Here is a 12,466-nt window from a genome sequence, read left to right as displayed (position 1 = left end):
GGTTAAGGACAGATTATCACACCCGCGGGAGCGGCTGCACCCCGCATTCGCGTGTCAGGCGACAGCCACCGAGCGATTGAGCGCGCAGCGTGCCCAGAGCGCATCCATGCCTTTCACCAGGTGGTCGATCTGCTTGGGATCGTGCACCGGCGAGGGGGTAAAGCGCAGCCGCTCGGTCCCGCGGGGGACGGTGGGGAAGTTGATCGGCTGGACGTAGATGCCGAACTCGTCGAGCAGCATGTCCGACAGCATCTTGCAGTGGACGGGGTTGCCGACATGGACCGGCACGATGTGGCTGCCGTGGTCGATGATCGGCATGCCGAGCGCCTTGAGCCGCATCTTCAGGATGCGCGCGTGGAGTTGCTGCGCATCGCGCAGGTGCTGGCCCTCGGCCGTCTTGAGAAAGGCGATCGAGGCCGCCGCGCCCGCGGCCACCGCAGGCGGCAGCGAGGTCGTGAAGATGAAGCCCGGCGCGTAGCTGCGGATCGCGTCGCACATCTTGGCGGAACCGGCGATGTAGCCGCCGAAGACGCCGAAGGCCTTGCCCAGCGTGCCGTTGAAGATGTCGATGCGGTCGGTCAGCCCGTCGCGCTCGGCCACGCCGCCGCCGCGGGGGCCGTACAGGCCGACGGCATGGACCTCGTCGAGATAGGTCAGCGCTCCGAACTCGTCCGCGAGGTCGCAGATCGCCTCGATGGGGCTGAAGTCGCCATCCATCGAATAGATCGACTCGAAGGCGATCAGCTTCGGCGCGGCGGGGTCGTCCGCGCCCATCAACTCGCGCAGATGGGCCACGTCGTTGTGGCGGAAGATGCGCTTGGCGCCGCCGTTGCGCTTGATCCCCTCGATCATCGAGGCGTGGTTCAGCGCGTCGGAATAGATGATGAGGCCCGGAAACAGCTTGTGCAGCGTCGAAAGCGTCGCGTCGTTGGCGATGTAGGCGCTGCTGAAGACCAGCGCCGCCTCCTTGCGGTGCAGGTCCGCCAGCTCGCGCTCGAGCCGCTTGTGATAGACCGTGGTGCCCGAGATGTTGCGCGTCCCGCCCGACCCGGCGCCTGTCGCGTCCAGCGCATCATGCATCGCAGCGAGGACCGCCGGGTGCTGGCCCATGCCGAGATAGTCGTTGCCACACCAGACGGTTATGTCCTTCTCGGTCCCGTCGGGCCGCTTCCACACCGCCTGCGGGAACTTGCCCTTGCGGCGCTCGATGTCGATGAAGGTGCGGTAGCGGCCTTCCTCATGCAGGCGTCCGAGGGCCAGGTCCAGGGCGGCGTTGTAATCCATCTTGGGTCTCCTTGCCTGCATTGCCGCCGTCACCATTCTCTGATGACGTGAGCCACGCCTTGATAGAGGTCAAGACCGTGAAAGGACAGGCCGAAGTTGTCGCATGTGCCTGAACTTGCCGGATCTCTTCCCAAGTAAAACACTCAGGAAAGTAGTGGACATGACCCCTGACGCCAGGCTTGACGAGGTTCTGAAGCGGCTCGACGACCAGTTGCCGGATGCCCTGGAGCGGCTCAAGGCGCTGCTCCGCATCCCCTCGATCTCGACCGATCCGGCCCATGCGGGCGACTGCCGCCGCGCCGCCGAGTGGCTGGTCGCGGACCTCGCCTCGATCGGTTTCGAGGCGCGCCTCGTCGAGACGCCCGGCCATCCGATGGTGGTCGCGCATGGCCCGCGCGGGGCCGGACGCCGGGTTCTGTTCTACGGCCATTATGACGTTCAACCCGTTGATCCTCTGTCGCTCTGGGACCGGCCGCCCTTCGAGCCCGAGGTCGAGGAGACGCCGCGGGGTCGGGTCATCCGCGGCCGTGGCGCGTCGGACGACAAGGGCCAGCTGATGACCTTCGTCGAGGCCTTCCGCGCCTGGCGCGAGGTGCATGGCGCGCTGCCCGAGGGCGTCTCGATCCTGCTCGAGGGCGAGGAGGAATCGGGCTCGCCCTCGCTCGACGCCTTTCTCGCGGCGCATCGCGAGGAGCTGAGCCTCGACCTCGCCGCGATCTGCGACACCGCGTTGCATTCGGACGGCCGCCCGGCCATCACGACGCAGCTGCGCGGCCTCGTTGGCGAGGAGATCGTGCTCCGTGCCGCCGACCGCGACCTGCATTCTGGCATGTTCGGCGGGCTGGCGGCGAACCCGCTGCAGGTGCTGGCGAACGCCCTCGCCTCGATCAAGGACGCAGAGGGGCGGGTGACGCTGCCGGGCTTCTACGACGCGGTGCCGGAGATCCCGGACGCGCTGCGCGCCGACTGGGACGCGCTCGGCTTCGATGCCGGAGAGTTCCTCGGCGCGGTCGGGCTGAACCATCCGGTCGGCGAGCGCGGGCGGACCGGGCTCGAGATGATGTGGGCGCGGCCCACCTTCGAGATCAACGGGCTCTCGGGCGGATACACCGGCGAGGGCTTCAAGACCGTGCTGCCGGCCGAGGCCCGCGCCAAGGTCAGCTTCCGTCTCACGGGCCAGCAGGCCCCCGACGCCATCCGCGCCGCCTTCCGCGCCCGCATCCGCGAGCATCTGCCCGCCGATTGCACGGTCGAGTTCCACCCCCATGGCGGCTCGCCCGCCGGGCACATGGACACCTCCGACCCCGCCTTCGCCCTCGCGCGCGGGGCGCTGACCGAGGAATGGGGCCGCGAGGCGGCCTTCGTCGGCTCGGGCGGCTCGATCCCGATCGCCGGGGCCTTCCAGGAGGTGCTGGGAATGGACTCGCTGCTGATCGGCTTCGCCCGCGACGATGACCGCATCCACAGCCCGAACGAGAAATACGACCTGGAGAGCTTCCACAAGGGTGCGCGCAGTTGGGCGCGAGTGATCGCGGCGCTGCGGGGGTGATGCGGGGAGTTCTGTATCCGTCCGGTCTGACCGCTCTGCCGAGGTGAGGGAGTGATCGAATGGGCAAGGTGCGTGCATGTTCATGAAGCGGCTGGAACGGGGGCGCTTCGTCTGGCCTGCGACGCACGACGGCAAGATCGCGCTGTCGGCCGCGCAGCTGTCGATGCTGCTCGAAAGGATCGACTGGCGGACACCGTGCGGACCTGGCAGCCGCTGGCCGCCGGATAAGGGACTGGTCCTGATCGTTGAGGATTCGCACAACGGAATCCTGCAGGATGCGCTCGTCTCATGCTCGACGAGCCCGCCATCCTGCCGGAAGATCCCGAGGAGCTGCGCAGCTTCACGGTGCGGCTGATCGTGACGCTCCGCCACCCGTTGGCCGGCACCGGGCACACCGGTTCGGGGCCTCGTCGGAGACGGTCGAATGCTGCATCTGGCCTGGAGTTGAGCGAGATTGCCGCCGCAACGATTACGCCCGGGAATGTCCGACATTCTATGGATGGTCTCCCTTCCCGTTTCCATCTGACCGCCTTCAGCCGCCGAGCGGGTTGAAGCGGTCGTCGAACATGATGGCGGACTGATTGACCGCTGTCCGCCAGCCTCTGGATCAGCAAGGTCGGCCGAAGCCTGCTCTGCTGGAATTTGCTGGCGAAGGAGCAGGACTATCTCTGGGCGCGCCCGGCTCTGGCCGCCAGGAAAGCGCGCGACATCGAGCTCCGGGCCGGGCTGCCACAGAAGAAGGGCAACCGGCGCCGACCAGCCCACGCTTACAACGGGAAGGAGTTGCGAGCGCAGGAAGCCGCAGCCACGCGCAGGCCGAGAAGGCCCACGAGCGCCAGGCCTCGTCGAAGGCATCCAGGGCGGCCTCCGCGGTCTCGGCGCCGCAGACCTCCCTCAGCCGGGCGGCGATCGCCTTGCGGTCCTTCCACCAGCGGAAGTTCAGCGAATGGCGGACCAGATGGACGATGCAGGTCTGGACCGTGGCTTCCGGGAAGGCGGCGGTGATCGCCTCCGGGAAGCCCTTCACCCCCCACGGCGATCAGGATGTGCCTTCAGCCCGCGATGGCGCAGTCCGGTCATCACCGACAGTCAGAACTTCGCGCCGCGGTATCGGCGATCCACAGGCCGGGGACCTCGCGCCGGCCGTCACCGGAACGGCGATCGCCAGCGCACCGTCCGGTGCTGTCCGGGGGTGGGAATTAGCGGTCGGCGATCTCCGGTGCGTCGAAGGTTACGTGATCATGCGGCGAGATCAATGGAACTGGCGGCGAGAGGCTCGGCGAGCGTCTCCCAGCCATCGACCTTGCGCATGACGATCTCCCCGGAGGCGAGCAGCGCCCAGAACAGCATCGGCGCGGTCTCTGACGGTCTGGGTGTTGATGCGGCGGCGGAACTCCTCGTGCAGACGCTTGATGGCATTGGGGGTGCGGGCCGATTTCCATTGGCCGGGCGGCAGGCGCGTGAAGGTGAAGAGCCGGTCGCCGGCTTCCTCGAGGCTGTCGGCGACGGCTCGACACTTCAGCCGCCATTGCGCAGAAACGCCTTTCGATCGGCCTCCACGTCGGCGGCAGTCTCGGCGTAGATCATGTCGCGATAGTCGTTGGTCAGTTCGTCGTGCAGCCGCCTTGGCGCGTGCGCCAGCAGGTTGCGGTGCTGTGAACCGTGCAGCGCTGGACGGGGGCGTCGGGCCAGAGCGCCGCCACTGCCGCCTCGAGCCCGGGCGCGCCGTCGACGATGACGAACTCGGGCGCGTTCAGGCCGCGCCGGGTCATGTCCGCGAGGAAGGCGGCCCAGGCGTCGGTGCTCTCGCCGTCCATGCTCCTGAGCGCCAGCAGCACCTTCTGGCCGTTTCGACGCACCCCGCCCGCCACCAGCAGGGAATGGCGGCGGCCTGCGGTCGATCTTCGTTCGACCGTGCCGTCCAGGATGAGCCGGACGATGTCCTCACCTGGAGGTCGCGGCCGTTCCAGCCCTCCCAGTCGGTCCGAACCTTGCGCCAGGTGCGGCTGACCACATCCTTGCCCAAGGCGCCGTCGAACAGCGCCGCCAAGGCACGGCGCACTCTCCGGGTGTTCGTTCCGGCGAGATAGGCGCCGGCGATCAGCGCCTCGGCCCGCTTCGTCAGCCGCTGGTAGCGGCGCAGCGCCTGCGAGCGCCGTCCCGCCATCCTCGCACACGAGCCGTGCCCGCGGCACGCGCACCGTCTCGGCGCCGAACGCTGCTGGCAAAAAAAGGTGACGCCCGCGGCCAGGCGGAGCGCCGTCGCCCACGCCATGCAGGCCACGGCCTAAGCCGGCGGCGGGCGAGCGCCATCATCTTGGCGGACGAGTGCATCAGCGCCTCCGATCCAAGCCGCACCTCCGCCCTGTCGCGACTCCCGGCGTTGCGGTATGATCCGGGCCATGAGGCTCAGCCAGAGCATACGGTTCTGCACCTCGGCTGACGGGACGCGCATCGCCGTGGCGTCGTGTGGAACGGGACCGGTGATCCTGCGGGCGGCACACTGGCTGAGCCATGTCGATTACGATCTCGACAGCCCCGTCTGGCAGCCCTGGGTCCGTGCGCTTTCGGCCCGCAACCGCTTCGTGCGCTATGACCCGCGCGGCTGCGGGCTGTCGGACCGGCATGTCGCGGACCTCTCCATCGACGCCTGGCACGCCGATCTCGAGGCGGTGGCCGCGACGATCGAGGCGCCGCGCTTCATCCTGCTGGGCCTCTCGCAGGGGGGCGCGCTCGCCATCACCCATGCCTTGCGGCACCCCGAGCGCGTCTCGCATCTCGTGCTGCTCAATGCCTATGGCCGGGGCGGGCGGGTGCGGGCGCGGACCGATGCCGAGCGGCTGGAGGCCGAAACGCTCGTCAACTTCATCCGCATCGGCTGGGGCCGGGACAACCCTGGTTTCTGGCAGTTCTTCACCAGCCAGTTCATCCCTGACGGCACCCCCGAGCAGCATCGCTGGTGGGCCGATCTCGAGCGCATCACGGCGGCGCCCGAGGTCGCGGCAGAGCTGCTCCGGCAGATGCAAGGGATCGACGTCTCGGCGCTCGCCGCGCAGCTGCGCCTGCCGGTGCTGATCGCGCATTGCCGGGGCGACCTGCGGGTGCCCTTCGAAGAGGGGCTGCGGCTCGCCGCGGCGATTCCCGGCGCCCGCTTCGTGCCGCTGGAGAGCCGCAACCACGTGCTGCTGCCGGAGGAGCCGGCCTGGCGGGTGCTTCACGGCGAACTCGCCGCCTTTCTCGGGCAGGAGCGCGAGGAGCCGCGCGCGATCCGGGAGGCGGGCCTGACCCCTGCGGAGGCCGCGCTGCTTGACCTCGTGACCGAGGGCCTCGACAACCGCGCGATCGCCGGCCGCCTCGGCAAGAGCGAGAAGACCGTGCGCAACCAGCTCTCGACCGTGTTCGGCAAGCTCGGCGTTCACAGCCGCTCGCAGGCGATCGTCATGGCTCTGGGCGAGCGGGCACAGTGACGGGACATCCGCCCCGTGGCGACGCGGGGTCATGCGGCCCGGACGGGACTGCGGCCTCATGTGCAAGGCGGCGGGCGGCCTCATCCTGGGCATGCAGACGGAGCGTCACGCCCCGTCCATGCCAGTGAGGCACATCATGGCACAGCAACTCAATGAGACGACCCTCAACGAGCTCGTGGGCCGCATCCTCGGTGATCTCGGCGGCGCGGTCAGCGTGCCGCTGGTCCGCATCGGCGACGCGCTCGGCCTCTACGAGACCCTGAAGCGCATCGGCCCCGCAACGCCGGAGGAACTCGCCAGCGCCGCCGACTGCGCGCCCCGCTACGTGCGCGAGTGGCTCTCGGCACAGGCGGCCTCCGGCTACGTCACCCATGAGGACGGGCGCTTCTCGCTCACGCCCGAGCAGGCCTTCGTCTTCGCCGAGCCCGACAGCCCGGCGAACCTGCTCGGCGGCTTCGACACTGCCGCGGCGATGTTCGAGAACCAGCCCAAGGTGCAGGCGGCGTTCAAGACCGGCCGCGGCGTTGCCTGGGGCGACCTCGCCGGCTGCATGTTCTGCGCCGTCGCGCGGATGTTCCGGCCGGGCTATGTCAACGCACTCGTGCAGGAGTGGCTGCCCGCGCTCGACGGCGTGGTGCCGAAGCTCGAGGCGGGGGCGAAGGTGACGGATGTGGGCTGCGGCCACGGCGTCTCGACGATCCTGATGGCGCAGGCCTACCCGCGCTCGCAGTTCACCGGCTACGACTTCCACCCGGCCTCGATCGCCGCTGCCACCGCTCATGCGATGGCCCACGGGGTCGAGAACGTCCGCTTCGAGGTCGGCACGGCGCAGGATTTTGCGGGCGAGGACTACGACCTCGTGACCTTCTTCGACTGCCTGCACGACATGGGCGACCCCAAGGGCGCCGCCACGCATGTCCGGAAGGCGCTGAAGGATGGCGGCACCTGGATGGTGGTCGAGCCGATGGCCGGGGACACGCTGGAGGACAACCTCAACCCGGTCGGCCGGCTCTACTACTCGGCCTCGACGATGATCTGCGTGCCGACCTCGCTGGCGCAGGAGACCGGCCTCGCGCTTGGCGCGCAGGCGGGCGAAAGGCGGCTGGCCGAGGTGATCCGCGCCGGCGGGTTCCGGAACGTCCGCCGGGCCGCGCAGACGCCGCTGAACATGGTGCTGGAGGCGACCTGAGGAGCGGCGGTTCTCGCCGTTGGGGACTTTGTCAGCCCTCTCGAGGACCGCTGAGGAGGCCGTGCTGGGCCCCTGCCCGGAGCATTTGACGGACATGAGCGCCTGTGCGCGGTCAGGTGACAAAAGGGCGCGCCCTCGCAGGCGCGCCCTTTCAATCGGCATGTGCCGCAATCAGTTCTGGGCGTAGAATTCGACGACCAGGTTCGGTTCCATCTGCACCGGATAGGGCACGTCGCCCAGCGCCGGGGTGCGGACGAAGGTGGCGGTCAGCTTGTTGCCGTCCACCTCGAGATAGTCGGGGATGTCGCGCTCGGCGGACCCTTGCGCCTCGAGCACCATCACCATCTGCCGCGAGCGTTCGCGGACGGCGATCACATCGCCTTCCTTGCAGCGGTAGGAGGGGATGTTCACGCGCACGCCGTTCACGGTCACATGGCCGTGGTTGACGAACTGGCGCGCGGCCCAGACGGTCGGCACGAACTTGGCGCGGTAGACGACCGCGTCGAGGCGACGCTCCAGCAGGCCGATCAGGTTCTCGCCGGTGTCGCCGCGGACCCGCTCGGCCTCGGAATAGATGCGGCGGAACTGCTTTTCGGTCAGGTCGCCATAGTAGCCCTTGAGCTTCTGCTTGGCGCGCAGCTGGGTGCCGAAGTCCGACAGCTTCTGCTTGCGACGCTGGCCGTGCTGGCCGGGACCGTATTCGCGGCGGTTGACCGGCGACTTGGCGCGGCCCCAGATGTTCTCGCCCATGCGGCGGTCGAGCTTGTACTTGGCAGCGGTGCGTTTGGTCACGCGCTGATCTCCTTCGTTGTTGAAGGGCGTTGTCCTTTGTCCCGAGGGACCGACAGGCATCCCCTCGCGGGGGCCACCAACACCAATGAAGTGGGCGCTTATAGAGGCGGCGGCGAGGGTGTCAAGGCGCGGCTGCGGGCGCTTCTGGACGAAAGAGACCCGGGACGCCTTCGCGGCCCGGGTCCAGTCTGCTGCTCGCTAGGCGTTGCCCCGCCTGTTCTCCCCCGCTGCCGGGGATCTCAACTGCACCCGCTGGTCCCGCCGCAAGTGTTGCACTTCATGCAGGTGCCGTTCCGCACCAGCGTGTAGTTGCCGCACTCCGTGCAGGCCTCGCCCTCGTAGCCCTGCATCCGGGCCTTGGCGCGGGCGTCCATCGAGACCGTCGCCACCGCCGCGCCGACCTCGTAGGTCGCGCCCTCCTCCGACATGCCGCGCATCGCCACCGCCTGCATCGCCGTCGCCGAGGCGCCGCCCTGCAGCACCATCAGCTCCTGCGGCAGGCGCTTGCGCAGATAGCCCGTGGAGCTGATCTGGCGCAGCATCTCCAGCCCGCGCGACTTGTCCTCGCTCACCGTCGCGATGTTGCGCCCCTCGGCCTCGCCCCCACCCAGCGAGTCGAAGCTGGTCCCGTTCGGCTTCACATGCGCGAGGTCGGTGCGGTCGAGATAGCTGACCGCCAGCTCGCGGAAGATGTAGTCGAGGATCGAGGTCGCGTTCTTGATGCTGTCATTGCCCTGCACCATCCCGGCCGGCTCGAAGCGGGTGAAGGTGAAGGCGTCCACGAACTCCTCCAGCGGGACGCCGTATTGCAGGCCCACGGACACGGCGATGGCGAAGTTGTTCATCATTGCCCGGAAGCCCGCGCCTTCCTTGTGCATGTCGATGAAGATTTCGCCCAAGCTGCCGTCGTCGTATTCGCCGGTGCGCAGATAGACCTTGTGGCCGCCGATCAGCGCCTTCTGGGTGTAGCCCTTGCGCCGGCCGGGCAGCTTCTCGCGGTGGCTGCGGACCATCTCCTTGACGATGATCTTCTCGACGATCTTCTCGGCGATGACCGCGACCTTCTCCTGCTGGGTGCCGGTGGCCAGCACCTCCTCGGCCTCCTCGTCGTCCTCGACCAGCGCCGCGGCGAGCGGCTGGCTCAGCTTCGAGCCGTCGCGGTAAAGCGCGTTGGCCTTGATCCCGAGGGACCACGACAGCTCATAGGCCGCCAAGGTGTCGGCGATGGTCGCCGTGTTCGACATGTTGATCGTCTTGCTGATCGCGCCCGAGACGAAGCTCTGGGCCGCGGCCATCATGCGGATGTGGCTGTCCACCGAGAGGAACCGGCGGCCCTTCTTGCCGCAGGGGTTGGCGCAGTCGAAGACCGCGTAGTGCTCGGGGCGCAGATGCGGCGCGCCTTCGATCGTCATGGTGCCGCAGACATGGTCGTTCGCGGCGTCGATCTGGGCCTTGGTAAAGCCGAGGTGGCGCAGCAGGTCGAAGGACGGGTCGAACAGCTGCTCGGCCGGGATGCCGAGTGTGCCGCGGCAGAAGTCCTCGCCCAGCGTCCACTGGTTGAAGACGAAGCGGATGTCGAAGGCGGAGGCGAGCGCGGCCTCGACCTTGGCGATCTCGGCGGCGCCGAAGCCGTGGCCGGAGAGGCTCGTCGGGTTGATGCCGGGGCAGTTGCCCAAGGATGCGTGGCCGACCGCGTAGGCCACGATCTCGGCGATCTCGGCCTCGCCGTAGCCCAGCGTCCGCAGCGCTGCGGGGACCGACTGGTTGATGATCTTGAAGTAGCCGCCCCCGGCGAGCTTCTTGAACTTCACCAGGGCGAAGTCCGGCTCGATCCCGGTGGTGTCGCAGTCCATCACCAGGCCGATCGTCCCCGTGGGTGCGATCACCGTCGCCTGCGCGTTGCGGAAGCCGTGCTCCTGCCCGAGGGCGAGCGCCTCGTCCCAGGCCGAACGCGCGAGCGCCACCAGCCGCTGATCCGGGCAGTTCGCCGCGTCGAGCGCCACGGCCGGCACGTTCAGCCCCTCATAGGCCAGCCCATGCGCCGCCGCGCGGTGGTTGCGGATCACCCGCAGCATCGCCTCGGCGTTCGGCGCATGGCGCGGGAAGGCTCCAAGCTCGCCCGCCATCTCGGCCGAGGTCGCATAGGCGACGCCCGTCATGATCGCCGAAAGCGCGCCGCCGAGCGCCCGCCCTTCGGCCGAGTCGTAACCGAGGCCCATGTTCATCAGCAGCCCGCCGATATTGGCGTAGCCGAGGCCGAGCGTGCGGTAGTCGTAGCTGCGCTGCGCGATCTCCTTCGACGGAAACTGCGCCATCAGCACGCTGATCTCGAGCGTCACCGTCCAGAGGCGCGTGGCGTGGACATAGCCGTCGGCGTCGAAGCGGCCGTCCTTGAGGAAGGTCAGCAGGTTCATCGACGCCAGGTTGCAGGCGGTGTCGTCGAGGAACATGTATTCGCTGCACGGGTTCGAGGCCCGGATCGGCCCGTCGCCGGGGCAGGTGTGCCAGGCGTTCACCGTGTCGTGGAACTGGATGCCGGGATCGGCGCAGGCCCAGGCGGCATGGCCGATCTGCTCCCACAGTTCGCGCGCCTGCACGGTCTTGGCGACCTTGCCATCGGTGCGGCGCACCAGCTCCCAGGGCAGGTCCTCGCGCACTGCCTTGAGGAAGGCGTCGGTCACGCGGACCGAGTTGTTCGAGTTCTGGCCCGAGACGGTGATGTAGGCCTCCGAGTCCCAGTCGGTGTCGTAGGTCGGGAACTCGATGCTGTCGAAGCCCTGCCGCGCGTATTGCAGTACGCGGTTGATGTAGGTCTCGGGGATCATCGCCTTCTTGGCCGCGCGGATGGCGCTCTTCAGGGCCGTGTTCCTGGTTGGGTCGGTCGCGTTCTCGATCGAGCCGTCCCAGCCCTTCACCGCGGCGAAGAGCCAGTTCAGCTTCTGCTCATGCGCCTTCGAGCCCGCGACGAGGGAGGCGACCTTCTGCTCCTCGATCACCTTCCAGTTGATGAACTGCTCGATGTCGGGGTGATCCATGTCGCAGATCACCATCTTCGCGGCGCGGCGCGTGGTGCCGCCCGACTTGATCGCCCCCGCCGCGCGGTCGCCGATCTTGAGGAACCCCATCAGCCCCGAGGACTTGCCGCCGCCCGAGAGCCGCTCCCCCTCGCCGCGCAGCGACGAGAAGTTGGTGCCGGTGCCGGAGCCGTATTTGAACAGCCGCGCCTCGCGGACCCAGAGGTCCATGATGCCGCCCTCGTTCACCAGATCGTCAGCGACGGACTGGATGAAGCAGGCATGCGGTTGCGGATGCTCGTAGGCCGAGGTCGAGGCGGTCAGCTTGCCGGTCTGGAAATCGACGTAGAAATGCCCCTGACCCGGCCCGTCGATGCCATAGGCCCAGTGCAGGCCGGTGTTGAACCACTGCGGCGAGTTCGGCGCGCCCATCTGCCGCGCCAGCATCGCGCGCATCTCGTCGTAATAGGCGCGGGCGTCTTCTTCTGTCGAAAAATATCCCCCCTTCCAGCCCCAATAGGCCCAGGCGCCGGCCATGCGGTCGAAGACCTGCCGGGCCGAGGTCTCGCCGACCAGCCGCTCGCCCTCGGGCAGCGCGGCGAGCGCCGCCTCGTCAGGGACGGAGCGCCACAGGAACTCGGGCACGCCCTTCTCGCGCACGCGCTTGAGGCGCGCGGGCACGCCGGCCTTGCGGAAGTATTTCTGCGCGATCACGTCCGAGGCGACCTGGCTCCAGCCCTGCGGCACCTCGACGGCGTCGTTGCGGAAGACCACCGTGCCGTCCGGGTTGCGGATCTCCGACACCGTGGTGGTGAAGGCGAGGCTGCCATAGGCCCCGCCGGTTTCCGTGGTGAAGCGCCGCTCGATCCGCATTCCTTGCCCCTCGTCTTTCCCGGACCCGGGTTCGCCCCCGGTGCCCATCCCTCGTTCCGCCAACGGAGCGCCGGCCTGCATCGCCATGATGCAGCCGCCGGGGCGAGGCCCCGTTTGCGTCCCGTTTCTCGCCTCTGGTTCCGGGGCTGCGGCTCACTACATCTGGTGTGCTTCGCTGCCCTCTGACACAAGGTGCCGTATCTGGCGGCAGTTCTCAACCAGTTTTTGTCCCTGCCTCCTGAAAAGCTGGGGACAGGCGGCGGGGCGGGTGATGGCCGAACTATCCACAGGATCATCC

At 68.5% G+C, this 12,466-nt stretch carries 7 protein-coding genes and 3 pseudogenes; 5 read left to right on the top strand and 5 right to left on the bottom strand.

What is annotated here, in order from left to right; all coding sequences use genetic code 11:
- Positions 1-54 precede the first annotated feature (54 nt).
- Positions 55-1,284: a 5-aminolevulinate synthase gene (hemA, locus tag GI374_RS14260; protein WP_154337736.1), complete on the bottom strand. Its 1,230-nt coding sequence runs from the start codon at positions 1,282-1,284 to the stop codon at positions 55-57.
- 160 nt (positions 1,285-1,444) lie between these two features.
- Between hemA and GI374_RS14255 the strand changes: the two genes are divergently transcribed.
- The 3 genes and pseudogenes from GI374_RS14255 (at position 1,445) to GI374_RS14245 (ending at position 3,385) form a co-directional block, all read left to right on the top strand.
- Positions 1,445-2,833, top strand: a complete 1,389-nt coding sequence (locus tag GI374_RS14255) for a M20/M25/M40 family metallo-hydrolase (protein ID WP_154337735.1) — start codon at positions 1,445-1,447, stop codon at positions 2,831-2,833.
- Between the two features lie 64 nt (positions 2,834-2,897).
- Positions 2,898-3,061, top strand: a pseudogene (gene tnpB, locus GI374_RS14250) (IS66 family insertion sequence element accessory protein TnpB); the annotation flags it as partial.
- Between the two features lie 60 nt (positions 3,062-3,121).
- Positions 3,122-3,385 carry a hypothetical protein gene (locus GI374_RS14245; RefSeq protein WP_154337734.1) on the top strand — a complete coding sequence of 88 codons (264 nt, stop codon included), beginning with the start codon at positions 3,122-3,124 and terminating at the stop codon, positions 3,383-3,385.
- Positions 3,386-3,677: 292 nt separating this feature from the next.
- Here GI374_RS14245 and GI374_RS14240 read toward each other — a convergent pair.
- Together GI374_RS14240 and GI374_RS14235 are read right to left on the bottom strand one after the other, a co-directional pair.
- Positions 3,678-3,981 (bottom strand): annotated as a pseudogene (locus tag GI374_RS14240) (transposase); the annotation flags it as partial.
- Between the two features lie 91 nt (positions 3,982-4,072).
- A pseudogene (locus GI374_RS14235) lies at positions 4,073-5,124 on the bottom strand (IS256 family transposase); the annotation flags it as partial.
- 111 nt (positions 5,125-5,235) lie between these two features.
- Here GI374_RS14235 and GI374_RS14230 point away from each other — a divergent pair.
- Together GI374_RS14230 and GI374_RS14225 are read left to right on the top strand one after the other, a co-directional pair.
- Positions 5,236-6,300: an alpha/beta fold hydrolase gene (locus GI374_RS14230; protein WP_154337733.1), complete on the top strand. Its 1,065-nt coding sequence runs from the start codon at positions 5,236-5,238 to the stop codon at positions 6,298-6,300.
- Positions 6,301-6,436: 136 nt separating this feature from the next.
- Positions 6,437-7,489: a class I SAM-dependent methyltransferase gene (locus GI374_RS14225; protein WP_154337732.1), complete on the top strand. Its 1,053-nt coding sequence runs from the start codon at positions 6,437-6,439 to the stop codon at positions 7,487-7,489.
- Between the two features lie 171 nt (positions 7,490-7,660).
- Here GI374_RS14225 and rpsD read toward each other — a convergent pair whose 3' ends face one another.
- Together rpsD and GI374_RS14215 are read right to left on the bottom strand one after the other, a co-directional pair.
- Entirely contained in the window at positions 7,661-8,281 is a 621-nt protein-coding gene (gene rpsD / locus GI374_RS14220) for a 30S ribosomal protein S4 (protein WP_370515369.1), read from the bottom strand.
- 239 nt (positions 8,282-8,520) lie between these two features.
- Complete coding sequence (locus tag GI374_RS14215) at positions 8,521-12,168, bottom strand: vitamin B12-dependent ribonucleotide reductase (protein ID WP_154337730.1); 3,648 nt, start codon at positions 12,166-12,168, stop codon at positions 8,521-8,523.
- Positions 12,169-12,466: the final 298 nt, after the last annotated feature.

The organism is Paracoccus sp. S-4012 (assembly GCF_009674885.1).
Taxonomy (GTDB): domain Bacteria; phylum Pseudomonadota; class Alphaproteobacteria; order Rhodobacterales; family Rhodobacteraceae; genus Paracoccus.
The sequence above is the reverse complement of the archived record's forward strand: the minus strand, read 5'-3'. Positions and strand labels throughout refer to the sequence as shown.

Excerpts from the sequence above, each read along its gene's own strand:
- hemA (WP_154337736.1), bottom strand. The coding sequence starts at position 1,284 with ATGGATTACAACGCCGCCCTGGACCTGGCCCTCGGACGCCTGCATGAG.
- GI374_RS14225 (WP_154337732.1), top strand. The coding sequence starts at position 6,437 with ATGGCACAGCAACTCAATGAGACGACCCTCAACGAGCTCGTGGGCCGC.
- GI374_RS14245 (WP_154337734.1), top strand. The coding sequence starts at position 3,122 with ATGCTCGACGAGCCCGCCATCCTGCCGGAAGATCCCGAGGAGCTGCGC.
- GI374_RS14255 (WP_154337735.1), top strand. The coding sequence starts at position 1,445 with ATGACCCCTGACGCCAGGCTTGACGAGGTTCTGAAGCGGCTCGACGAC.
- GI374_RS14215 (WP_154337730.1), bottom strand. The coding sequence starts at position 12,168 with ATGCGGATCGAGCGGCGCTTCACCACGGAAACCGGCGGGGCCTATGGC.
- GI374_RS14230 (WP_154337733.1), top strand. The coding sequence starts at position 5,236 with ATGAGGCTCAGCCAGAGCATACGGTTCTGCACCTCGGCTGACGGGACG.